Annotated in this window: 16 protein-coding genes and 1 riboswitch; of the genes, 8 read left to right on the top strand and 8 right to left on the bottom strand. The window is 35.6% G+C overall.

Features of this window, described 5'->3' with window-relative positions; all coding sequences use genetic code 11:
• Positions 1-160 precede the first annotated feature (160 nt).
• The 4 genes from licT to ACGH6P_RS06845 all read right to left on the bottom strand — a co-directional run bounded on the left by licT (position 161) and on the right by ACGH6P_RS06845 (position 5,212).
• Positions 161-1,000, bottom strand: coding sequence for a BglG family transcription antiterminator LicT (licT, locus tag ACGH6P_RS06860; RefSeq protein ID WP_411597071.1), 840 nt, complete (start codon positions 998-1,000; stop codon positions 161-163).
• Positions 1,001-1,179: 179 nt separating this feature from the next.
• A complete protein-coding gene (htpG, locus tag ACGH6P_RS06855) occupies positions 1,180-3,054 on the bottom strand; it encodes a molecular chaperone HtpG (protein ID WP_411597070.1) in 1,875 nt (624 codons plus the stop codon).
• 297 nt (positions 3,055-3,351) lie between these two features.
• Positions 3,352-4,725 carry a sodium-dependent transporter gene (locus ACGH6P_RS06850; protein WP_267359292.1) on the bottom strand — a complete coding sequence of 458 codons (1,374 nt, stop codon included), beginning with the start codon at positions 4,723-4,725 and terminating at the stop codon, positions 3,352-3,354.
• Positions 4,726-4,915: 190 nt separating this feature from the next.
• The gene (locus ACGH6P_RS06845; RefSeq protein WP_267369671.1) at positions 4,916-5,212 is read right to left on the bottom strand and encodes a hypothetical protein; all 297 of its coding nucleotides are present in this window, start codon (positions 5,210-5,212) and stop codon (positions 4,916-4,918) included.
• Between the two features lie 207 nt (positions 5,213-5,419).
• On the opposite strand from ACGH6P_RS06845, the gene ubiG reads away from it, so the two are divergent.
• The 3 genes from ubiG (at position 5,420) to guaB (ending at position 9,314) form a co-directional block, all read left to right on the top strand.
• A complete protein-coding gene (gene ubiG / locus ACGH6P_RS06840) occupies positions 5,420-6,124 on the top strand; it encodes a bifunctional 2-polyprenyl-6-hydroxyphenol methylase/3-demethylubiquinol 3-O-methyltransferase UbiG (protein WP_267352183.1) in 705 nt (234 codons plus the stop codon).
• A 238-nt stretch (positions 6,125-6,362) separates the two neighbouring features.
• Entirely contained in the window at positions 6,363-7,685 is a 1,323-nt protein-coding gene (gntT, locus tag ACGH6P_RS06835; protein WP_411597069.1) for a gluconate transporter, read from the top strand.
• Between the two features lie 162 nt (positions 7,686-7,847).
• Positions 7,848-9,314, top strand: coding sequence for an IMP dehydrogenase (gene guaB / locus ACGH6P_RS06830; RefSeq protein WP_411597068.1), 1,467 nt, complete (start codon positions 7,848-7,850; stop codon positions 9,312-9,314).
• Positions 9,315-9,458: 144 nt separating this feature from the next.
• Here the strand turns inward: guaB and ACGH6P_RS06825 are convergent, their stop codons facing one another.
• Positions 9,459-10,475 carry an amidohydrolase family protein gene (locus ACGH6P_RS06825; protein WP_220215296.1) on the bottom strand — a complete coding sequence of 339 codons (1,017 nt, stop codon included), beginning with the start codon at positions 10,473-10,475 and terminating at the stop codon, positions 9,459-9,461.
• Positions 10,476-10,929: 454 nt separating this feature from the next.
• Here ACGH6P_RS06825 and ACGH6P_RS06820 point away from each other — a divergent pair, with 454 nt between their 5' ends.
• Positions 10,930-11,220 (top strand): putative quinol monooxygenase, encoded by a 291-nt coding sequence (locus ACGH6P_RS06820; protein WP_267352180.1) that lies wholly within the window; start codon positions 10,930-10,932, stop codon positions 11,218-11,220.
• A gap of 193 nt (positions 11,221-11,413) precedes the next feature.
• On the opposite strand, the gene argS is transcribed toward ACGH6P_RS06820, so the two are convergent.
• The 3 genes from argS to ACGH6P_RS06805 all read right to left on the bottom strand — a co-directional run bounded on the left by argS (position 11,414) and on the right by ACGH6P_RS06805 (position 19,311).
• Positions 11,414-13,147 carry an arginine--tRNA ligase gene (argS, locus tag ACGH6P_RS06815; RefSeq protein ID WP_267352179.1) on the bottom strand — a complete coding sequence of 578 codons (1,734 nt, stop codon included), beginning with the start codon at positions 13,145-13,147 and terminating at the stop codon, positions 11,414-11,416.
• A gap of 206 nt (positions 13,148-13,353) precedes the next feature.
• A complete protein-coding gene (locus ACGH6P_RS06810) occupies positions 13,354-18,348 on the bottom strand; it encodes an AAA domain-containing protein (RefSeq protein ID WP_411597067.1) in 4,995 nt (1,664 codons plus the stop codon).
• Between the two features lie 345 nt (positions 18,349-18,693).
• Entirely contained in the window at positions 18,694-19,311 is a 618-nt protein-coding gene (locus ACGH6P_RS06805; RefSeq protein WP_411597066.1) for a hypothetical protein, read from the bottom strand.
• Between the two features lie 311 nt (positions 19,312-19,622).
• A riboswitch (TPP riboswitch) is annotated at positions 19,623-19,725 on the top strand.
• A 40-nt stretch (positions 19,726-19,765) separates the two neighbouring features.
• Here ACGH6P_RS06805 and thiB point away from each other — a divergent pair.
• The 4 genes from thiB to cptA all read left to right on the top strand — a co-directional run bounded on the left by thiB (position 19,766) and on the right by cptA (position 24,926).
• The gene (thiB, locus tag ACGH6P_RS06800) at positions 19,766-20,758 is read left to right on the top strand and encodes a thiamine ABC transporter substrate binding subunit (protein ID WP_411597065.1); all 993 of its coding nucleotides are present in this window, start codon (positions 19,766-19,768) and stop codon (positions 20,756-20,758) included.
• 14 nt (positions 20,759-20,772) lie between these two features.
• Complete coding sequence (gene thiP / locus ACGH6P_RS06795) at positions 20,773-22,350, top strand: thiamine/thiamine pyrophosphate ABC transporter permease (RefSeq protein ID WP_411597064.1); 1,578 nt, start codon at positions 20,773-20,775, stop codon at positions 22,348-22,350.
• Positions 22,351-22,372: 22 nt separating this feature from the next.
• Complete coding sequence (gene thiQ / locus ACGH6P_RS06790) at positions 22,373-23,032, top strand: thiamine ABC transporter ATP-binding protein (protein WP_267352174.1); 660 nt, start codon at positions 22,373-22,375, stop codon at positions 23,030-23,032.
• A 187-nt stretch (positions 23,033-23,219) separates the two neighbouring features.
• Positions 23,220-24,926, top strand: coding sequence for a phosphoethanolamine transferase CptA (gene cptA, locus ACGH6P_RS06785; RefSeq protein WP_411597063.1), 1,707 nt, complete (start codon positions 23,220-23,222; stop codon positions 24,924-24,926).
• The last annotated feature ends 45 nt before the right edge of the window (positions 24,927-24,971 follow it).

Raw genomic sequence — 24,971 nt, 5'->3', positions numbered from 1 at the left:
AAAACCTAACCACCTCAAGTTGAGGTGATTAGGTTTTGCTTACACAACATAAAATGCTATGCAATAACAATCCAAAATTTATTCGCTTAGGCTAGCATAAATAAAAGATAGTGAATATGATTTCTCATTTTAATATGTTCAAATTGTGAACTACATCACATTATTTTTTGAGCTCAGTGCGTAGTCGTTCGATATGAATGGTTAAATACAGACTTTCATCATCGGTAAGTGGATGTTGATATTGTTGAATTAAATGGAGATCAATCTGTTTTGTGCATAGATATGCCTGCTCATACTTTTTACGAATTAATTCATATAATGAGGTATCTTGTTGAACCGGTTGAGTTTGACTCAAAATGCGTTGTGAGAAGAATTTTAAGTGTGTCACAAAGCGTTGATAAGAAAGACAATCTTCATCATACTCAAAATTAAAATGGTATTTGACGATATTAAGAATTTCACGCATGATTTTCGTCATTTTGACAATATTGGGCATCGTATCATTAAGTTGAGCATTAATAATATGAAAGGTAATAAAACCCGCCTCATCTTCAGGTAATTCAATGGATAAACGTTTTTTGATGACCGATAAAGCATATAAACCTACTTGAAACTCTTTAGGATAAAGTTTTTTTGTTTCCCATAAAAAACTATTCGGAATATCAAATCCTTGTTTATGGCGCTCTATAGCAAAATGGATATGATCTGTGAGTGAAATATATATACTATCTTGCAGTTTTCCATTCAGGACTTGCTTGGCGTGATTGATGATGATTTCTGAAGTAGTGAATATTTCAATGGGTATTTCAGATAGTAATTCAGCAAATCTTGGTAGCGTTTCTTGGTTGTTGAGGGAAAATTGTTTTTCAATCAGTTTAGGATCAATCAAGTCTCCCTCACGTTTTTTAAATCCAATGCCACGACCAGTGACAATGAGTTCATTGCCTTTGGAGTCAAGCGTAACGACTACATTGTTATTGAGAATTTTATAAACTTTCATCTGTCACCGTCTGATTGTAAACTTTAGGTATTATGAATAGCCATCAGAAAATGAAAAGAAGAAATATAAGAAAATGTGATAGGCATCATATTTTTAGTAAATTTCGATTACCTAACTTAAATAAAAGTTAATAAAAAACCCGATATTACAATCTAATATCGGGTTTTATTATTTTTCGATTATTCTGCAAGCAGTTTATTCATGGTTTGAATAAATTTACTTGGATCACTTAACGATCCTTTCTCTGCCAGTAGAGCTTGATCTAATAATAATTCAATCCATTCGTTAAATGCCGTTTCGTCTTGTGTATCAGCAATACGTTTTACTAATTTATGATCAGGGTTGATCTCAAACGTATATTTGATTTCAGGCGCTTTTTGACCGGCAGCAGCAAAAAGTTTTGCCATTTGCGTGGTCATTTCATCCGCTGCAGTGGTCACTATTGCAGGTGTATTGGTTAAACGATGCGTTAATTTAACTTCTTTTACTTTATCACCTAACACTGCTTTGACACGTTCAATAAATGGTTCAAGCTCTTTTTCTGCTTGTTTTTGTTCTTCGCTATCTTGATCGGCAAGTTTTTCAATCGATTCGTCAGATTTACTGATTGATTGGAACTGTTTTCCTTCAAATTCAGTTAAATTACTCATCATCCACTCATCAACACGATCAGATAATAGTAAGACTTCAATGCCTTTTTTGCTAAATAATTCCAAATGTGGACTATTTTTAGCCGCACCATAACTATCAGCGGTAATGTAGTAGATCTTATCCTGACCTTCTTGCATACGACTAATATAATCGTCTAAGGAGATGGTTTGCGCATTGCTATCCGAATGCGTAGTAGCAAAACGGAGCAATTTCGCGATAGCTTCACGGTTAGCATAGTCCTCACCCGTACCTTCTTTTAACACTAAGCCAAATTCGCTCCAGAACTGTTGATATTGTTCTTTATCATCTTTAGCCAGTTTTTCTAACATTTGTAATACACGTTTTGTACATGCATTGCGTAAACTTTGGGTGATTTTGTTATCTTGCAATATTTCACGTGATACATTCAATGGAAGATCATTAGAGTCAATTAAACCTTTTACAAAGCGTAAATAGTTTGGCATAAATTGCTCTGCATCATCCATAATAAAGACACGTTGTACATAAAGTTTTAGACCGTGTTTGTTATCACGATTCCACATATCCCACGGTGCTTTTGAAGGAATATAAAGTAAACTGGTGTATTCTTGTTTACCTTCTACTCGGTTATGGCTCCAACTGAGTGGATCGGCAAAATCATGAGAAATATGTTTATAAAACTCTTTGTACTCTTCGTCGGTAATTTCAGATTTACTCCGAGTCCAAAGGGCTTGAGCCTTGTTTACTTTTTCCCATTTTACGTCTTTGCTTTCTTCGTCGATGGTTTGTACTTCAACAGGGAGTGAAATATGATCAGAATATTTACTGATAATTGAGCGTAAACGCCAGTCATCTAAAAACTCTTTTTCATCTTCTTTTAGATGTAAAATAATTTCAGTACCACGTGTCTCTTTATTATCATCAGAAATCGTATATTCACCTTCGCCAGCCGATTCCCACATAACCGCTTCATCAGCGTTAGCTGTTGCAGCACGAGTTTTGACGGTGACTTTATCTGCTACTATAAATGCAGAGTAAAAACCAACACCAAATTGACCAATTAGTTGGCTGTCTTTAGCTTGATCGCTACCGATTGATTCCAAAAATGCTTTGGTGCCAGATTTGGCAATCGTACCTAAATTTTCGATAACTTCATCACGTGTCATACCGATACCATTATCGGCAATGGTTAAAGTTCCTGCTTCTTTATTCACAGAAATACGTACGCCAAGCTCAGCATCACCAGCATAAAGGCTAGGATTTTCAAGTGCTTTAAAACGTAATTTATCAGCCGCATCGGATGCGTTCGAAATTAACTCTCGTAAAAATATTTCTTTATTGGAATATAAAGAATGTATCATTAAATGAAGAATTTGTTTAACTTCGGATTGAAATCCACGAGTTTCTGTACCTTGCTTACTCATTGACTAGTTCCTCTAATATATTTAACTGATTCAATTAACAATTTATACCGATAACCTTAATTAATAAAGCTATCCATGCTTTCAACGTCTGCAAGAGCAGATTTGATCGCAAAAGGGTATAACTGTTAAATGAATAACACTGTCATAATAGTTTGATTTATTGTTGTATTGTTATATGGGAATGAAAATGAGGTTTTCAATAGAGATTAAGTAATTTTGGTAATTGTTTGCTGTTTTTTTGTTAGCTTGGTGGGAAGAAAGCCTTGAAAATATCAAGGCTTTGCAGATGATAATTAACTATTTCCCTTCTGGAAAAAATCCAAAAACAAGAATAGCAACAATTGCCACTGGAATAATAAAACGGGTTAAGATTGTCCAAATGTTAAACCAGAAAGCGTTTAGATTAAGTTCTTCACGAATTCGTTTTTGATTCATCATCCATGCAGCAAAAATAATGGTACCTAAACCGGTTACTGGCAACATGATTTTACTGGTTAAGTAATCAAGTAAATCAAAAATATTTTTATCAAATAATGTGACATCTGCCCATTTATTAAATGAAAGAATACAAGCAATACCTAAAGCCCAAATAATAATACTGGTGACAATGGTTGCCGTTTTGCGTCCCATATGGGTTTTTTCTTCGAGTAACTCTACAGTCGGTTCTAATAATGAGATTGACGAGGTTAATGCAGCAAACGTTAAGAATATAAAGAATAATATGCCTAAAATTGAACCGCCAGCCATATTGCCGAATGCAATTGGTAGTGTCACAAAGATGAGACCAGGGCCAGAACCCGGTTGTAAATCATTAGCAAAAACAAGCGGGAATATTGCTAATCCTGATAAAACCGCCACAATCACATCCAAAATGACCACTGTTCGGGCTGTTGAGAGTAGATTGACATCTTTCCCTAAATACGAGCCATATGCCATCATAATTCCCATACCTAAAGATAGACTGAAAAATGCGTGACCTAAAGCAGCTAATATTGCCGTGCCATTTAAGGCAGACCAGTTAGGTGTAAATAAGAAATCACAAGCCTTCCAGAAAGAAGAACCGCTGGCATATGCGGCATACCCAACCAGCACTAAGAGTAATATACCTAAACCAGGCATCATAATCTTACAGCCACGTTCCAAGCCAGCTCCAACGCCGAGAGCGACAATAAAGGCCGTTGCAAACATAAATACTGTATGCCAGATTAATAAACTATTTACATCGCCCAGAAAATTAGTAAAGAGATTTTCAGTTATTCCACCATTCGCACCTTCAAATGTGCCTTGCGCTGCTAGAACGATGTAATCTGTTGCCCAGCCACCAATCACACTATAAAAGGAGAGAATTAAGAATGAACCAAGTACCCCAATTATCCCTACCCAGCCCCATAATTTTGAACGACCTTCAGAAACGGCCACATCTTGCATGGTATGAATCGGATTTTTTTGCCCTCGGCGCCCGATCAACCATTCTAAAACAAGGATAGGTAGCCCAATGATAAACATAAAGAGTAAATAGGTGAGCACAAATGCTGAACCACCCATTTCACCCGCCATATAGGGAAATTTCCAAATATTACCTAAACCCACAGCAGAGCCAGCTGCTGCTAGCATGAATCCCATGCGTGAGCTCCATTGGGAATGACTTTTCTTCATAGTACCTGTACTCATGAATTTTCCTTTGATTCTTAATAAATAGTTTAATTTGCGTTTAGTAAAATTATGTCTTAATTAAAACTTTAAATCATGCCATGAAATCAAACTATTCACAAGAAATCATTACAGTCATTGACAATATTGTTTAAAAATTTAACTAGAATTGGCGTCAATCATTGAAATGAATCAAATGATTCGATTATTATTAGATCCAACCGATGAGTTTCAATATACCGATAAGGTTAAAAAGTAACCAGGAAGGTAATATCATAATCCAAATACTGATACCAAAAAAGAAGGCTAAAATGAAGTTATAAACGCCTACTATAAAATATATTATATTTGTTTGGAGATCTTGATAACTGTATCCAAAAGCACCATCGGTTATCATTAAAATAAACATTGGAATCAGTGCAAAAATAAACATGATAAAACTGCCTATAATTGGTATATCCATTATTTTTATTAAACTAGGTCGAGTTGTTCTTAGCGCGATTATCATAATTTGTCTTCCTTATATTATATTTATACCGTTTTTATGAATTAAATTAATTGTCTATTTTTTATTGGTAAAAAGTATATCATTTGAACGCTTAAACTAAGTGGATTTTTTTGTTAATAAAAAGCGGGCAGTGTAAGCTATTTTATTGATAATTGATTGGAGTTAGCATATAGTAAAACCCATTTTTTACACTTTAAAAACGCCAGCATGTCACAAAATATCGATATTAACGAAATAAATAAATTTTCACAATTAGCCGCACAATGGTGGGATCCAAATGGTCAATGTAAACCTTTACATATCATTAATCCATTACGTGTTGATTATATATTGCAGCAATGCGAATCTCTTACTGGCAAAAAGGTGTTAGATGTCGGGTGTGGTGGTGGCATCTTATCAGAAAGCCTTGCTAAACTTGGTGCGCAAGTGACCGCTATCGATCTGGCGGATGAGTCTTTAAACGTTGCTAAAATGCATGCAGAGCAAAATGGTCTTTCTATCGATTACGAAAAACAAACCGTTGAAGCGCATGCAGAAGAACGATCAGAATATTATGATGTGATTACTTGTATGGAGTTATTAGAGCATGTCCCCGATCCATTCTCCATCATTAATGCTTGTGCTAAGTTGCTAAAACCCAGTGGCAAACTATTCTTATCGACAATTAATAGAAATACCAAAGCAAAGTTATTACTTATTTATGGTGCTGAATACATTGCTCGGCTTGTACCAAAAGGAACACATGATTTTAATCGCTTTATTCGACCTTCAGAATTAATGGACTTAGTTGAGCAATCTAAATTAGCGGTTAAAGGCATTATTGGTATGGAATATCATCTTTTAAAAAATCAATTCAAATTAGGTCACAATGTGGATGTAAATTATATTTTAATGGCGCAAAAAGAAGTTTAAATTTAAAAGTGTGATCTTATTCTCATTTCTAATAAATAGTGTAAATTTTCCTCTAACATTCCCACATATATCGATACTATGTGGGTAAATACTTATTGTTAATTTATTCGTACTTACCCATAAAAGCGATGTGTTCAAATCTTAATTGATTTGCAATTTACTAATTATGTTTAAAGTATTTAAGTCTAGCTGTGTCAATTTAACCAGATTGGATGTTGTTGATTAAGAGGAGTTGATTATGCCATTAATCATTATTGCTTTTGGTGTCTTGATGTTATTGATTCTCATGTTACCTTTACGAGTTAATGGTTTTATCGCATTAATTTTGGTGGCACTTAGTGTCGGTGTTCTGGAAGGGATGCCCGTTATGGAGGTCATCAAATCAATTAAAAATGGTGTCGGTGGCACGCTTGGCAGCTTAGCATTAATTATGGGATTTGGCGCAATGTTAGGCAAATTACTCGCCGATTGTGGAGGTGCACAGCGGATAGCAACAACGCTCATTGCCACTTTCGGCGATAAAAAGATTCAATGGGCAGTGACGCTTACGGGATTTATTGTTGGATTTGCTCTGTTTTATGAGGTTGGTTTCGTTTTATTGTTACCCTTAATTTTAACTATAGCTGCAACCTTAGGTATCTCTCCGCTATATATTGGTATTCCCATGGCGGCGGCTTTGTCGGTTACACATGGTTTTTTACCGCCGCACCCTGGACCAACAGCGATTGCACAAATATTTAAAGCCGATATGGGAAAAACCTTACTTTATGGCACAATTATAGGTATTCCAACCGTCATACTAGCTGGACCTATTTTAACTAAATTACCTTTTATTCGTGCGATTAATCATCCTGTTGAAGAAGGCTTATATAATACTAAAACATTTACTGAACAGCAGATGCCTAGTTTTCGTGTTAGTCTTTTTACCGCATTGATTCCAGTTATATTAATGTCAATCCGAGCCATAAGTGAAATGACGTTAAATAATGGGCATTGGTTGCTACCCTATGTTGAATTTTTTGGGGATCCAGTCATTGCAACGCTGATATCAGTATTAATAGCCATATTCACTTTTGGTTTATTACGTGGCCGTAGCATGTCAGACATCAATACTAGCTTAGTTGATTCAATTAAAATTATTGCAATGATGCTATTGATTATTGGGGGTGGTGGGGCATTTAAACAAGTTCTTGTCGATAGTGGCGTGAAAGTTTATATCGAACAGATAATGCATGGATCGACTGTTTCCCCCATTGTTATGGCGTGGCTAATTGCAGCCTTATTAAGATTAGCCTTAGGGTCGGCAACGGTTGCAGCACTAACGGCAGGTGGGATTGTTTTCCCATTAATTGCTTCAACGGGTGTTAGCCCAGAATTAATGGTTATTGCAACGGGTGCGGGTAGTGTCGTTTTTTCGCATGTAAATGATCCGGGCTTTTGGTTATTTAAAGAATATTTTAATCTGAGCATTACCGAAACATTGAAATCATGGTCTTTACTCGAAACAGTGATATCTGTCAGTGGATTAATCGGCTGTTTGATCATTAATCTTTTTTTATAAGGTTAGTTTGTATGAGATATAATTATTTTTGATGAAATAATAAGAAGGATAACTGTTCAAACTATTTCAAGAATCAAAATACCGCTGGTCTTTTATCGCAAAAGTCAGTAGAATACATCGGCAATATTTTATCAACAATTCAATTCAATGGTGAATATTGTCATGTCTCGTATAGTTAAAGAAGCACTTACATTTGATGATGTGTTATTAGTTCCTGCCCACTCCACGGTATTACCCAACACTGCTGTTATTTCTACTCAGCTAACCCAAACAATTAAACTCAATATTCCGATGCTGTCAGCTGCAATGGATACGGTGACTGAATCCGATTTAGCCATCGCCCTTGCGCAAGAAGGCGGAATTGGTTTTATCCATAAAAATATGTCAATCGAAGCTCAGGCTAACCATGTAAAAAGGGTGAAAAAGCATGAAAGCGGTATCGTCCAAGATCCCGTGACCGTTTTACCTACTGCCACGATTCGAGATGTTATCGAACTTGCTAAAGAATATGGTTTTGCCGGTTTTCCTGTGGTTACTCAATCTCAAGAGTTAGTCGGGATTATTACCGCTCGAGATGTTCGTTTTGCGACTGATTTATCGTTACCGGTAACGGCAGTCATGACACCAAAAGAACGACTTGTTACGGTAAAAGAGGGCGAACAACGTGAAATTGTGCTGAAAAAAATGCATGAACACCGTGTTGAAAAAGTGTTAGTTGTTGACTCCAAATTTCACCTTAAAGGAATGATAACGGTTAAGGACTACAATAAAGCAGAACAGAAACCGCACGCTTGCAAAGATGAAAAAGGGCGTTTGCGCGTAGGGGCGGCAGTGGGCGCTGGTGCAGGCAATGAAGAACGGATTGCTGCATTAGTTGAAGCAGGGGTCGATGTTTTATTGATTGACTCATCTCATGGACATTCAGAAGGTGTATTAGAGCGTATTCGTCAGACAAGGCAGGCGTATCCGGAATTACAAATTATTGGGGGGAATATTGCTACAGCGGAAGGCGCAAAAGCATTAATTGATGCAGGGGTTAATGCCGTTAAAGTCGGTATTGGGCCGGGCTCTATCTGTACTACACGTATTGTGACTGGAGTCGGTGTGCCACAAATTAGTGCCATTATGGATGCAGTTGAAATGGCACAACGACATAATATCCCTGTTATTGCTGATGGTGGTATTCGTTTTTCGGGTGACATTGCTAAAGCCATTGCCGCAGGTGCATCATGTGTTATGGTTGGCTCAATGTTTGCTGGAACAGAAGAAGCCCCTGGTGAAATCGAATTATATCAAGGTCGAGCTTATAAATCTTATCGAGGTATGGGATCACTTGGCGCAATGGCGAAAGGTTCATCTGATCGTTATTTCCAATCTGATAATGCCGCTGATAAATTAGTTCCTGAAGGTATTGAAGGCCGTATTGCCTATAAAGGCCTATTAAAAGAAATCATTCACCAACAAATGGGAGGATTACGTTCTTGTATGGGATTAACTGGCTGTGCCACTATCGATGAGTTAAGAACGCAATCTAAATTCTATCGAATAACCGGCGCTGGCATGAAAGAAAGCCATGTTCACGATGTGCTAATAACCAAAGAGCCACCAAATTATCGAGCTGGATCTTAATTTTTTATCAGTATAAAAGCATCATTAATCATTGATGCTATTCAATAATAGTAAAAATCCCAACAATTTCAGCGTTGTTGGGATTTTTAATATCTCATGGGGATAGTTTGCTTTAATAAGCTGCTTTATAACGCTTTGCGTTAATTACTCAAGTCCCAGCACTTTACGTCCATTTCGAGTGGCGACGTTAACCACATTATCTAAATCGGTATATCGACATCCGGTTACTAACAGTTTTAGCTCTTCCCACATGTTACCCGTTGAAAAGGGGAGCATATAATCACTGACATTATCGGTACCAATCGCAACAGGAATTCCAGCGGCGGCTAATTCATCAACAGGAGTTAAGGAGTTACGGGTTGGGCCTTGTTCTTCACGCCTTGGACTGTCAATCCACGCAAACGGGCAGGCAATCACCATCATTTGGGCTTCTTTCATTTTTTTGTATAATTTTTGACGATATTCTAAGCTATGGGCAGTAATTGAAATGCTATGAATTGCCACTACACGACCATGCATTGCATGTTCTAAGGTTTTATCTGTTAATTGCTCTGTTTCAATCTCATCGGATGAATTAAATTGATCTACATGAACATGCACCATTTTGCCTAAAGATTTGCCCGTTTGCATTAATACATCCAGATGTTTAAGTCCCATACCTTCACCATGATCACGTTCATCACGGCGAGGTAAGCCACCAATAATATCGACAAGATCGGCACCTTTATCAAACCAATAGCGAGCCTCTTTATCAATCACGCCTTTTAAGGTCTGATTCACCAGTTTAATGGTGATATCGTTTTTATAGGTTTCTCGTGCTCGTAATGCGCCTTTGATTGCACGTTCTTCAGCGATAGGGTCAATATCCACAAATGAGCCCATGGCACTAACACCTTGTTCAATCATTCGTTCAACAGCCATACTAAAATGACGATAATAGTCTTCTTCGGTCATGGCGGCTTTGACTTTGTCTAACGTATCCCATTTTTCAATCAATGTCTGTTTTTGGTACACATCAAAACTGTCAACGGTAATTGTAAAAGCACGATCAGCGTGCATATGTGCATTAACCCAACCGCCATTTTGCTTGATTTTGTTCATTAAAAATGCTTTTAAACTTTGATCTCGACTGGTTAATAACATCTTTTTATTGTCTGTCATAATATGCCTCTACAAATAAATTACCTAAAGTTGGTTTAAAAATTCAAAAATAACAGCTAAAAAAAATCCTCCATAAAGGAGGATTAAAAATAGAACCAACAATGTTTAAAATCTGGATTGTTGATTCACATGGCTTCATAGTTTAAAGACTCTAGCAGGTTATTTAGTAGCAGAAATTCTAAACCTATCTTAATTAATATCAAGCGTTATAACAGTGAAAATATGCAAATAAATGATATAGTTAAAGTATTATTTTTTAGATTTTCTTGTCATCATTTGATGGTCATTAACAATTTTGGTTTTATTTTGGGTAACATGATTAGGATAACGGATTAATTTTTATCAATAAGCGATTGTCAAAAAAATGAGATTTTCCATAATGCTTTTTTATTGATGTTAAAACAACTTATGTTAGTATAAAGTTGATAAAGTTTGCCTAAGATAAGAGGTTATTATGAGCCAGTTAAATATTGTTGCTACGCTAAAAATCAAGTCAGAAAATCATGCCGCTTTTCAAACGCTTTTTAAAAAACTTGTTGAAGCAAGCCGTAAAGAAGCGGGATGTATTCGTTATGAACTTAATCAAAGCATCGATGATCCCGATGTTTATGTCGTCATTGAAACATGGGCTTCGAAACAAGCAATTGATTTGCACAATCATACACCACATTTTATTGAATTCGCCGCATTTGCTAAAGAGCATTGCGAAAAACTCGAAATTTGTATTGTGAAACCTGTGTTATAAGATTAAACCGAACAAGCGATTAACCAAATTGTGTGAGAAAGAAAATTGGTCAAGAAATATTATATTAATAACGCGGATGCGATAAAGTTTGGAGTAGTTTAATCAGGTCAATCGGTTGCCAAAACTTTTGTTGACAACCGATTTAATAAAGTGATGAATGGCGTTATAACATCAGGCATCTATTCTGTTGAAATTACATTTTTTCAACGGTTTTTATGCCTAACATATCTAATCCTACTTTCAGTGTTTTAGCTGTCAAAGAAGCCAGTTTTAAGCGACTTAATTTTAGGTTTTCATTTTCAGCTGTTAAAATAGGGCAGTTTTCGTAAAAACTTGAAAAAAGCGTTGCAATGTCATAAAGATAAGCACAAAGCACGTGAGGCGTTCCTTCATTTGCTAACACTGAAATAGTTTCATCAAATTGAATTAGTCGAGTGGCTAATGCGCGTTCTTTTTCTGTTTCTAAAATAATACTTCCCGATAAGTCATCTTCTGAAATATTGGATTTTCTAAATACCGATAACACACGAGTATAAGCATATTGTAAGTAGGGTGCCGTATTACCTTCAAAAGAGAGCATATTGTCCCAATCAAAAACATAATCAGTGGTACGATTTTTAGAAAGATCAGCGTATTTAACCGCACCAATTGCAACGGCATCGACGACTTGTGCTAACTCTTGTTCAGTGAGTTCTGGATTTTTACTTTGAATTAAGACTTTTGCCCGTTCGGTCGCTTCATCTAAAAGATCATTTAATTTAACCGTATCACCTGATCGTGTTTTAAACGGTTTACCGTCTTTTCCTAACATCATACCAAACATATGGTGTTCGAGTTTTAAAGAATCAGGCACATATTTGGCTTTATGTACAATTGTCCAAACTTGTTCTAAATGCTGATGCTGACGTGAGTCGGTATAATAAAGTATGCGATCGGCATGTAGTGTTTCATAACGATATTTGGCACAGGCGATATCGGTTGTTGCATAAAGGTAACCGCCGTCGCGTTTTTGAATAATCACGCCCATTGGTTCGCCTTCTTTATTTTTGTATTCATCTAAAAATACAACGATTGCCCCTTCGCTTTCTACCGCTAATTTTTTATGTTTTAAATCTGCCACAATGCCGGGTAACATTTTGTTATAAATGCTTTCGCCCATGGTGTCTTCAACGGAAAGTGTGACATTTAAACGTTTGTAAGTCGCAATATTTTGCGTCATGGTAATATCGACCAATTTTCGCCACATTTCACGACAATATTCATCACCACCTTGCAGTTTTACGACATAATTACGTGCTTTTTCAGCAAAAACTTCATCTTCATCGTAATGTTTTTTGGCTGCTCGATAAAACGATTCCAGATCGGATAGTTGCATATCATTTGCATGTTCATTTTGCATTTTTTCCAGATAAGCAATGAGCATCCCAAATTGTGTTCCCCAGTCACCGACATGGTTAGCACGGATAACATTATGTCCAAGAAAAGTTAAAACTCGTACAGTGGCATCCCCGATGATTGTTGAACGTAAATGACCGACATGCATCTCTTTGGCAACATTCGGTGCTGAGTAGTCTACAACAATCGTTTGTGCTTTTGCAGGTAAGGTAATATTCAGTTTATCACTACTCAGTGCAACTTCATTTTGTTGAGCAATCCAACTATTTTTTAAAAAGATGTTAATAAAACCGGGGCCAGCAATTTCGACTTTTTCGGCAATGTCATCAATATCTAGATGTTGTAAAACCTTTTCTGCCAACGCTCTTGGTGGCATTCCTAGTTTTTTGGCGGTTGCCATGATGCCATTAGCTTGATAATCGCCAAATTGTACTTTAGCTGATTGTTTAATTAAGGCATCACAGTTATTATCCGCACCGGCCATTATCATTGCTTGCGAAACACGTTGAGTTAGTAATTGTTGAATATTCACACTAAACCTAATCAATTATCATAAATGCCCAATATAATACCGATAAAGTAAACACTTGTCACGGCTCAGATGATGTCGTTTACTTTAGTTTAACAGGGTTTTGATTTCCTGTTAGGGGATTTTTCAATCAAAAGCATGATTGAAAAAAATGACCGATGTTAATCGGTCAATTAGGTGATAAACATTGTCAAAATTTGACTAACATTTTAGTCGTTGAGTGTGTGCTTGATCTTTGTTCCCAATATATTTTCAATATAATTTTGTAGTCGTTGCTTTTCATGTTCATTATTTTCATACCAGTTACGTGAAGATAAGCGAAATATATGCGGAATGGTTCTAGATAATACCGATTGTCGCCAAATGTTTCTATATCGTGCATTGGATAATAACGGGTGAATTGGCGCATCGCACTCAATGCCGATACAATAAAGTTTAGTGCTCGGATCTTCAATAGTAAAATCTAATGTAAATACGCCACTGCCTGAGTGGCGGCTATAGGATAAATTGAGCGAACGAATAAAAGTTTCTACATCGTCAAGCAGTCCGTCATCGTGTTGCGTTGGTATTGGCAAATCAGATTGCTTATGTGCATGTTCGATCAGGTTAAGTAATAATTCAGCAAAAGTAAAATTACCTTCAGATAATGCTTTAGAATAAGCTAAATAGTATTGTAGGTAATCACGAGGGGAGGTTGGAGCACGTTTATTGGCTAGCGCATCAGAAACATCTTCAATAGGCATTGAGGAGATCAAAATGACTTTTTGGCGAGCTCGAGTGATTGCTACATTTAAGCGCCTTTCGCCACCTTGTTGCCCTAGTATGCCAAAATTTCGCCTGAAAATACCTTGTTTATTACGACCAAATGTCGTTGAAAAGATGATAACATCACGTTCATCGCCCTGCACATTTTCAACATTTTTGATAAAAATTGATACATCTTCACCCTGATCGAATCGTTGATTTTCTTGTTCAAAAATGTCTGAAAATTTTTTATCTAAATTGGCTTTTTCATAAAAACATTTTTCAATCAGATCTGCCTGCTTTTTGTTAAAGGTTACAACGCCTATGGATGGACGATGAGTCGCATCTTTTTTCCAAATGTTATCGACCATTTCAACAACTTTTATTGCTTCACTATAATTGCGTTGATCTTCATATAGACCATTTACCCAAATATATTCAATTGGTTTGATTTGCTTAATGATATTAGCTGAATGTCTGACAGGTACGTTTAGTTGGCTATGGTAAAAAGCGGTATTGGAATAGTTAATCAGCTCACGATAAGCGGAACGGTAATGAATTTGTAAATAAGTTGTTGGCAACACAGTGCGAGAAAGTTGTAATAAATCCGGACAATCCATAATTTCTTTTAAATTCCAACGATTGAGTAAAGGATTTTCGTTAACTTCTTCTGATAGTGCTTGAATAGTATCATCATCAGCCTCTTCGTCTATGTCAGCGTCTGTTTGTACACCAAAAAATGTAGTGGGTGGCATCTGTTTATCATCACCACTGACTATGGCAATTTTGCCCCGATAAAGAGTAGGTATAGCGTATTCAATGGGCATTTGTGAGGCTTCGTCATAGATGACCAAATCAAATAATCCCGCTTTTAATGGCAATAAGCGACTTGCGGTGTCGGGATTCATTAACCAAATTGGTCTTAAGAACATTAATCCAAGCGGTATACCTTGCTCGATGAATTCACGTAATCGTTTGGCGCGTTGACCTGTTAGCCTTGTTATTCCTTCCCACCTTTTGGGATCAGCTATCTGATTACATTTTATATTATTAAGTAGTAACTGTTTATTCAATTGATGGAGCTGTTTATCTTTAGATTTTAGCTGTTCAATGGTTTGATTGATAACTTGCTGATCAATCTGTAATATCGGGTTTTCTTGTTCGATGTACAATTTCCAAATCGTTTTAGCTTCATAATCCAATAGTTGTCTGAATTGATATTGTTGATTTTCTGGGCTTAATAAGGCTAGTTCGGATTCAAAAGGTCTTAGTTTTGCCAATACTTCAAGTGCAGTTTCAGATAATTGAATCGCTTCTTTACGAAATGATTGATACGCTTTTAATGAAGGTAAAACATGGTAAATAGCGTCAATAGTTGAAGGTGTTGGTTGATTTTTAACAATCGCCTGTAAACAGTTTTGATACAGGTTTTCATTTAAAAATTGATTGAGCAAGGATAAATGTTGTTCTGAATCTTGTCGATACTGATAACGAACAAAGGCCGCTTCGTATTCATTAATTAAATCTTGAAAAGCGTCGCTACTTTTCAATAATGATTGCTCCACATACTGACTATAAGGTGCTTGGTGAATTTTATCAGCCCATGCTTTGACTTCTTCAAGTTCCGATAATGTTTCCTCGATCAAGTATTGAGTGGTATCAAGATTAAGCGTTAAATTGTGTTGAGGTAATTGCAAATCAACAAAGATACTCAGTAACGTTTTGCGAATTGGCCGATATTCAGACTCCAATAATAGCGACTCATAAAGCATTGGTATGCGGTTAATGTTTGCTTCCTCACCGTGCATAGCTAAAAAGTTAAAAAGTCCTTTTTTTGCTAAATAGCGTTGCAAACTCAGGCATTTGTACCAAGCATTAGGGGTTATGAGTTTTCTTGCTTTACTCAGTAAATCTTCTAGTATCTTTGGCTCTAAATAACAAAATTTTTGAGACAGGTGGCACCAAGCCTCTGAGTTTAAATAAGATAGCTGATTTTGCAAAAATTTTAACCCATTGATGAGTCTATCACCTTCTAAATTACCTGTTTGGATATTTTGAATTTTGAACAAAGGTAACCATTTTAATAGTCGCTCCCGAAGATTTTCCGTGATATTTAAAAAAGCTTCACTCTCTTTTTTGAGCCACTGTTGATGAGGGAGGGGATCATCAATATCAAATTGGATAGGTTGGTTATCAAGATTTGCTGTTCTAACGTGTTCAACTTGAATAAATTGAGTCAGTGATTGATTAAATAAATTTATCGTAATTGGATCATTTGAAAATTCTGTTAATTCTGATAATGGACTATGTTCAAATTTTGCCGGTAACCACAGTGAAAGTAAGGGTGAACACTGATCTTTAATCATTGATAGTTGTTTGACATCAAGATTCTGAAATATTTTGCCTAATTCCGGTACGGTTAATTTGGGTGGATTGTTGGCAATCGTGATTAAATCAGCGATTAACTCCCGATAACTTAAACCACAGTGGGTCTGTTGAGTATATAATGCCTCATCATATTGATCGAGCTGTGCTTCCAGTTTTGTTACTGTTTTTGCCAGTTTGATACGCGCTTTAATGTAGTCATCTGAAGGCAGGTTTTTGTCCAGCAAATCAAGCTGTTGACGAATACTATTGATCAATTTGGAGCGATCAGCATTAATATCGTTAATCATTATACTGCGCGTATCAAGGCCTTCGGCAGTTAAACGCTTATGAACAACTTCAAGGGCCGCTTTTTTTTGACAAACAATCAGTACCGTTTTATGGCGTCCAATTGCGTCGCCAACCATATTAACAATGGTTTGACTTTTTCCGGTTCCTGGTGGGCCTTCAATTAACAAACCGGGGGCTAACCGTGCTTGTAAAACAGCGTTTTCTTGGCTTGGGTCACTGGCAACCGAAAAAAAACAATTTTGTACGTCTGGTTTTTCAATTTGCTCATCGATTTGAGAATGGGATTTCAGTTTTAGTGCGGTTTCAAGTGCTGTGTTGTCGTAGTCGAGTTTTTTTAATTGACTAAGTTCTTCACCAATTGATTGTCCTATAAAGTTGGCATCAAATAACACAGCGGAACAAGCAAAGTAGATTTTACCTTTTTCTGGTTCAAAGGATGTTGGTAAATCATCGATTTGACTCGACAAAATTTGTCCTAACGACTTTAATTCATTCATAACCTCAAGGGTATTTAACGTTGAACGTAATAATAAGTCATCAAAAACATGTTTCCATTGATTAAAAAGTGTTTTGCCCAAAATCCCTTTAAGTGCGGGATTAATTCTTATTTCTTCTCGTTGACGATCAAAGGCGAGTGTAAGTCGTTTCATTGATGCCATATCGTCATTCATTTTTATGGGCCAAAGTAATAACGGTGCTATTCTGGGTAACCGATTGCCACTGGTTTCTTGATAAACTAAAAAAGGAAAGCCCATATAAAGACTGTCAATGCCCGTATCCCGTTGATAAATAGTGGTTGTCCGAAATAAGTTGCGTAATTTAATTTCAAGAAGTTCATTCGTTTCGAATACGGCTTTAATATCGATTTGTTGCTGACGAGGTTGTCGAGCAAGAATATGATCAAGTAGTTTATTTGACGGTAAAGATGCGGTTCCTAATAAGTTAAGATCAATACGTGGTGTAAAACGACCTAGGTTCATCCTAACTAACGGGCCTTGCAAGATACTCATTGATACTTTTTTATGAAAGAAATCGATAATTCGAGATGAGTATTTTTTTAACGGCGGTTTAATCCAATGTTCATTAGGAATGCTCAATAAAACCAAGAGCCGACAAAATGGTATACGTTTTTCAAAACGATACTGCTGTGTCCACTGATCGAGCTCTTCATGACCCAGTTCGGCAAATCCTTCTATTCGCTCATCCAATAGTTGATATAGTCTTAATCTAGGTTGCTTAAAATAATTTGCTAACTCTTCATCGCTTAATATATCAATATCATAATCATTGGCTAATTGTTTACATTCATTGATGACGTTATTTGCCGTTTTAAATTGATCTTCTTGTGCACTGAGTAAAATGATTAGATCATCTTCACTAATATTGTTACGTTCCATTAATGATAATAATCCAAGATTATTGGCATCAGGAAAGAAAGATGAGCGTTTAGTCCACATTGCCATTAATTGGTTTTTAGAACAGGCTAATTGAAGTGTTTTTAGTCGGTTTTCATCCAATTTGATTTGTAAATTTGATGCACGTAAGCGAACATTATTGGCTCGTATAGATAATCGCCATAACCCTAGTTTAGATTTATGCTCTTTAATAGGCATAGTTTCACTAATTAATTGAAATTTTTTTAATGGTTTTGTATGAATAGAATTTTTGAGTGAAACGGATAATAGGTCATAATGATATGTTTTATCATCGATCATTTGGTTACTTAGCATTTCATTATCGAATCGTTCAGTTTGGCAATGACCACAGTGACGCTCTAACTCCATTTTGTATTCCTTATATTCAACTCAATGTTGATGTTATTTTTATCATTTTTATTTATATTGAATTGTAGAATGACAATGATTATTTATAAAGACTAATTTTAATACAGTCGATAGAAAACACGCATTTTAGCCCGATTTGGGTTAGCAAATGGCATCTATTATTTTGTTAAATATACAATTCAAAAAAATCCCGAAAACTCTTATTGGTTTTTAATTTATCTATATTAAATCAACATCAATCTATTTTGAATTCATTATGACCTCTTAAGTAAACCGGCTTTGTGCGATGATCTTTTAAAAAACGAGCTACTCTAGTTATTCATCATTTATATTTTTACGGATTGCTTAACTGGATGCTGTCACAGGAATATGACGAATCTTAGGGTTATTAATGAGTAACCAATCGGGTAAATTACTTTCTTTTTCAACTAGCCAAATAATGGTATTTATAAATAATCGATCGTTTGAACCTTTAGGTTTTGGGTATTCAAGTTGTGAAAGTGCAAAAGAACGCGCAAAAAGTTGATGCTCACTAAAACTCATATTATGACGATTTTTAGACAAATGTGATTCATAATCAATTATCAACGCAACAGGCTGTTGATCATAGTTGACTAGTTGATCTAACGTGTTACTTAAATGATTTATTTTTGCGGAATCTTTTTTGGGAACAGCATTTAATCTTAGGCGTTTAAACAACGTATCGCTTTTAATTGCGGGTAAGTCTGGTGTTTGAATTTCTTCGAATCCAACATCTGAATTCCACAATAAGACGTGATTAAATTTTGCATTTTTTAATATTCGATAAATCGACAAGACTAATGTTTCGGATATGATGGTTTCAGTATCAATTTTCGATTGTTGTCGATCATGAATGTTTCCGGATAAAACGAATTGAGGTTTTGAATTTAGATAGCGATTTAAATCACGCATCCAGCGAGGGCTCTTGAAAGATTGAGACATAATTAATCCTTTAATAAAAATCAAATAACTGACTTTTTTATTATATACAAAGCAATTGAGTAACATCTACTATTTTTTTAATTAATAACTTATTTTTATTTGGATTTCTTGAATACTCAATCCGTTAAACAGTGATTAAACTTAGGTAATAATCATAATAAGAGACAATTAAAATCGCTTTAAAATTATCTAATTTTTGAGCATTAATTCGTTACCTTTTTACCTTAACAGTGATTAAACTTGCTTGTTATTATTCATGCTATCGCAATTACAACTGTTTACAATTAATGAGGTAAACACTAAACTATTTATCGTTCTCAACGGGGTGCCCAAATGGCTGAGAATGTTGGTTAACATAACCCGTCGAACCTGAACTGGATCATGCCAGCGGAGGGATTTGAGTTATTGTGTCTGCTCAAACCTTTTGTCTTTTATTTACTATTTTGGAGGCAAAATGTTTCGTAAGAATCTTCTTTTGTTTTTTGTTTTTTCAGCTTTTTTCTTGATTGATACCGCCAATGCTAAGCCAACTTTAACCGTTTATAGTTACAATTCTTTTATGTCTGAGTGGGGCCCAGGTGAGGCCATTAAGCAAGGTTTTGAAGCGGAGTGTGATTGTCAGTTGGATATCATTTCGTTAGGGGATGGTGTATCTATTTTAAATCGGATCCGGCTCGAAGGGAAAAAGACCAATGCCGATGTTATTTTAGGCTTAGACAATAACATTTTACAGCAAGCTAAGTTGGCCAATATTGTTATTCCTCATCAAATCATTAAACCTGATAATCTTAACACTGATTGGTGGGATAATGATTTTCTTCCTTATGATTATGGTTATTTTGCTTTTATTTATAACAAAGATAAAATCAAAAATCCTCCCCATAGTATGCAACAACTTGTTGATAATAAAGCCAATTGGCGAATTATTTATCAAGACCCAAGAACCAGTACGCCAGGACTAGGTCTACTGTTTTGGATCAAAAATATCTATGGCGATGATGCTGCCAATGTATGGAAAAAGATCGCTAAAAATACGGTAACCGTCACCAAAGGCTGGAGTGAATCTTATGGTATGTTTTTGAAAGGCGAAGCTGATTTTGTTTTAAGCTACAGTACATCGCCGATTGCTCATATTATGAAAAATGATCATCGCTATGAGGCAGCCATTTTTGATGAAGGACATTACCGTCAGGTTGAAGTAGCAGGTATAATCAAATACAGTCAGCAACCTGAGTTAGCACGTCAGTTTTTACAGTATTTACTCAGACCTGAAATACAACGTCAGATTGCTGAAAAGAATGTGATGTACCCGATTATTCAAACGACATTACCTGAGGCTTATCAGCAAATAAAGCCTGTCACTAAGGCGTTAGAATTTGGATCTGAGCAAGTTGAAAAAGGACAAAAAGCTTGGATTCGTGAGTGGCAATCAGCGATCAGTAAGTAATAATAGACATTAACATGTTGAATTTCAGAACGTTAATACCGGGTATTCTTGCCGCCAGTAGCATAATGGTTGTACTGGGTAGTGCATTATTATCCATTGGTTATTACGCAATAACTTCAGGTGAGATAAACAGTTATATTGACAGCTATTTATTACATATTTTGTGGATAACTGTTTATCAAGCCACACTATCAACATGTCTTTCTATTTTCTTTGCTATATTAATGGCAAAAGTTTTATCCATGGTTGAGTTTTGGGGTAAAGGTCTATTGTTGCGAATAATGCCGGTGACGTTTATTTTACCTGCACTAGTTGTTGTGACAGGGCTTTTATCCGTTTATGGGCAGCAGGGATTACTGTCAATCTTTGTTGGATATATCGGCTTGCCATTTTCATGGTCAATTTATGGATTACAAGGAATTTTATTAGCACACGTATTTTTGAATTTTCCTTATGCTTGTTGTCTATTTTACCGTACGCTGATGAGTGTGCCTGTTGAACAGAAACAGCTAGCCGCTCAATTGAATTTTTCTGGTTACACTTTTTTTCGATTGGTTGAATGGCCACATCTTCGTCGGCAAATATTGCCTATGGCTTCGCTGATTTTTATGCTCTGTTTTTCAAGTTTTGCGATTGTATTGGCTTTAGGCGGTGGCCCCAAATATACCACCATTGAAGTAGCAATTTATCAATCCATTCGTGATTTTGATTTTATTCAAGCGGTTTTGCTTTCCTTATTGCAATTGCTTTGTTGTGTAGGTTTTATGGGAATAATGCAAAAGTTTAATAATAATAAACAAGTCACAATGCGCTTTATAAAGCAAAACTACCGTTTTCCTGTTTCTGGCTTGGCTGCCTTGCTAAGTTCAATCGTGATTATTATAGGGGGATTATTTATTTTACTTCCTTTGATAAATGTCGTGATTGATGGTGTTTATTTTTTCCGTTTGTCACTGTTTACGCCAACCTTTCAACATGCAACACTGTTTTCACTTTTCATTGCATTGGGGTCAGCCATCGTAACCCTGTTAATGGCACTATTTATTCTTTGGACAAATAGTCGATTGCTCATTTATCAAAAGGTAACGTGGAGTAATCGATTAATGTTAGCCAGTTCGTTAATTTTAGCGATTCCCAGCATGATTTTAGCGTCAGGACTGTTTATATTATTTTATCAGTATGCAGGTAATACTTGGTTTATCTGCATTTTATTAATATTGTGTAATGCTTTAATGGCATTACCTTTTGTCATTAAAAGTCTGGCTACCCCCATGTTCGATGTCACTAAGCGTTATTGGCTATTAAGCCAATCCCTTTGCATTGACGGGGTTAACCATTTTTATTTGATTGAATATAAAGCGTTAAACAAATTAATGTTAAAAAGTTTTGTTTTTTCGGCTATCTTATCTTTAGGGGATTTTGGCATTATCGCACTATTTGGTGGGCAGTCAGTCATCACATTGCCTTATTACCTCTATGAGCAGCTATCACATTATCATTATCAAGATGGTAGTGTCACAGCGGCAATATTATTAATTATCTCTTTTAGTTTATTGGTTTTGGTGGATGATGATCACACTCAATCATATTAATTATCATTATGATAATTTTAAAATGTTTTTTAATTTTGGTATTGCCGCAAAAGAACGGGTCGTCATTGTTGGGCCAAGTGGTGCTGGGAAAAGTTCATTATTGAGTTTAATCGCCGGTTTTATTTCACCTGATTCAGGAAAAATAATACTCGATGATCAAGATATGACGAATGTCACTCCCGGAAAACGCCCGGTATCTATGTTGTTTCAACATAATAATTTGTTTGACCATTTAACGGTTCAAGATAATATCGCTTTAGGATTAAAACCTTCTTTAAAGCTGAATATTTCACAAATGCAAATTATTGATGATATTTTAGAAAAAGTTGGATTAACAGGATTTAATCAACGTTACCCTGAACAATTATCGGGTGGTCAACGTCAACGGGTTGCTTTAGCGCGGTGTCTAATTCAACATCGTCCGATTTTACTTTTAGATGAGCCTTTTTCAGCGCTGGATCAATCATTACGTTTTGAAATGCTTGAATTAGTTAACCAAATCTGTGAAGAATTTGAATTAACATTAATGATGGTGTCCCATTATCTGGATGAATCATTGTACTATTTTTCACGATGTTTAGTTGTCGATGAAGGGCAGATTATTTTTAATCATTCACCCAAAAAGTTAACCTGTTCAGAACATCAACATGTTGCTCAGCTATTAGGCTTGAAGTCGATTTAATCCGCTAAAATTAATCTTTAGCTAAGCAGTATATTCATTGAAAATATGCTTCATATTGCTTTCATAGCATTATTGATTACCGTTGGCTTTTGTTAGTTTCAATATCGAATGTGAGTGCTTAAGGTTTTATTAATCTACCCAATGTATCTTATAAAAACTTATTCATCATGATTCGTTATTGATATTTATGCAAAATTTGAAAGAAGATCAGAAATTTAGTTTTTCCTCGTTATTTTTGATTATATTATTTTTTACCTATTTTTCATCCGCTTTGCAACTCTATATTTCTCTGTCGGGACACTCTAATTTTATTGGGTTAAGAGATTCTATTATTTATAGCTTAATTTGGGTCATACCGGTGTTATTTTTTCCTAATTATACTCGTAAAATTGCAGCCATTTATGGGATTATAGTTGGCGGATTGTCTTTAATTTCGTTAGCATATTTTGTGATTTATCGGCAGGAGTTTTCACAAAGTGTTTTTTTTATAATGGCTGAATCAAATTTCAACGAATCTAATGAATATATTCAGCAATACTTGAGTTTTAAATTGATTGCCGTATTAGTCGTCTATATTTTAGTGGCGCTATTTCTTTGGAAACAAGTCAAACCGGTTTATGTCCAAAATAAAACTAAGTGGATGGTTTCACTATTGATTGCTATTTATGCTTTGATGCCACTAGTAATCAGTGTAATGGTAAAAAAAACCTCCTTAGAGAAAGCGGGAGCACATTTATTAAGCCGTATGGAAACGACAGTACCTTGGCAATTAATGAGCAGCTATATTGCATACCGTTCACAACTTTCTAATATGGAAAATATTTTGAATAATTTGCAATCTTTGCCTTCATTAGAAAATTTAACAGATAGTAATGGGGAGACACCAAGAACATTAGTCTTAATCATTGGGGAATCGACTACCCGTACAAGAATGGGGATTTACGGTTATAACCGAAATACCACCCCGATGATTGAACAATTTAAAAAAGAAAATCCAAATTTATTGGTTTTCAACGATGTTGTCTCATCCAGACCATATACGATCGAAATTTTAGAACAAGCCCTGACTTTCGCCGATGAGCGGCATCCTGATTTATACTTAACACAACCTTCACTCATTCATCTTATGAAACAAGCAGGGTATAAAACATTTTGGATTACCAATCAACAAACAATGACTAAACGAAATACGATGTTAACCATGTTTTCTAAGCAAACAGATAAACAATATTATATGAATAACGATCGTAACCAAAGTGCCAGACAATATGATGATGCTGTGATTCAGCCTTTTAAAGAGGTGTTAACCGATCCCGCTAAAAAGAAATTTATCGTTATTCATTTACTTGGTACGCATATGAAATATGAATTTCGTTATCCGAAAAGTAGTGAATATAATGTTTTTCAAGATAAGACAGGCATTCCATTCAATATTGACGATGATAACGCCAAAGTCTACAACAGCTATGATAATGCAATTAGCTATAATGATTATGTAATAACGACATTGTTTAATACTTTTAAACAGAGCCATGATAACGGTTTTATGTTGTATTTTTCCGATCATGGTGAAGAGGTTTATCAAACACCACCGTATGATGTCTTAGGACGAAATGAAAAAGCACCAACCAAACCGATGTATACCATTCCCTTTATACTTTGGCAATCACCAAGTTGGTTGAAAACACATCCTAATGATTATCAAGCTTACGTTGATCGCAAATTTAGCTCACAAGATTTAATTCATACTTGGTCTGATTTAGCAGGCTTAAGTTACAATTTATATCAGCCTGAAAAAAGTTTAGTTAATCCTAACTTTAAACCATCAATACGTTGGATTGGCGATCCCTATGATAAAAAAGGTTTAGTGGATTTTGATAAATTGGTTAAGTAATTGATATCCTGATTGCACAAGCATTTAAGGTATGATATTGTATAT

This window comes from Gilliamella sp. CG25, assembly GCF_046635705.1.
Classification (GTDB): Bacteria; Pseudomonadota; Gammaproteobacteria; order Enterobacterales; family Orbaceae; genus Gilliamella; species Gilliamella apicola_I.
The sequence above is the reverse complement of the archived record's forward strand: the minus strand, read 5'-3'. Positions and strand labels throughout refer to the sequence as shown.

Coding starts and splice junctions, on each gene's coding strand:
- ACGH6P_RS06845 (WP_267369671.1), bottom strand. CDS start 5,212: ATGATAATCGCGCTAAGAACAACTCGACCTAGTTTAATAAAAATAATG.
- ACGH6P_RS06810 (WP_411597067.1), bottom strand. CDS start 18,348: ATGGAGTTAGAGCGTCACTGTGGTCATTGCCAAACTGAACGATTCGAT.
- gntT (WP_411597069.1), top strand. CDS start 6,363: ATGCCATTAATCATTATTGCTTTTGGTGTCTTGATGTTATTGATTCTC.
- licT (WP_411597071.1), bottom strand. CDS start 1,000: ATGAAAGTTTATAAAATTCTCAATAACAATGTAGTCGTTACGCTTGAC.
- thiB (WP_411597065.1), top strand. CDS start 19,766: ATGTTTCGTAAGAATCTTCTTTTGTTTTTTGTTTTTTCAGCTTTTTTC.
- ACGH6P_RS06825 (WP_220215296.1), bottom strand. CDS start 10,475: ATGACAGACAATAAAAAGATGTTATTAACCAGTCGAGATCAAAGTTTA.
- htpG (WP_411597070.1), bottom strand. CDS start 3,054: ATGAGTAAGCAAGGTACAGAAACTCGTGGATTTCAATCCGAAGTTAAA.
- ACGH6P_RS06820 (WP_267352180.1), top strand. CDS start 10,930: ATGAGCCAGTTAAATATTGTTGCTACGCTAAAAATCAAGTCAGAAAAT.
- thiQ (WP_267352174.1), top strand. CDS start 22,373: ATGTTTTTTAATTTTGGTATTGCCGCAAAAGAACGGGTCGTCATTGTT.
- ubiG (WP_267352183.1), top strand. CDS start 5,420: ATGTCACAAAATATCGATATTAACGAAATAAATAAATTTTCACAATTA.
- ACGH6P_RS06850 (WP_267359292.1), bottom strand. CDS start 4,725: ATGAGTACAGGTACTATGAAGAAAAGTCATTCCCAATGGAGCTCACGC.
- thiP (WP_411597064.1), top strand. CDS start 20,773: ATGTTGAATTTCAGAACGTTAATACCGGGTATTCTTGCCGCCAGTAGC.
- cptA (WP_411597063.1), top strand. CDS start 23,220: ATGCAAAATTTGAAAGAAGATCAGAAATTTAGTTTTTCCTCGTTATTT.
- guaB (WP_411597068.1), top strand. CDS start 7,848: ATGTCTCGTATAGTTAAAGAAGCACTTACATTTGATGATGTGTTATTA.
- ACGH6P_RS06805 (WP_411597066.1), bottom strand. CDS start 19,311: ATGTCTCAATCTTTCAAGAGCCCTCGCTGGATGCGTGATTTAAATCGC.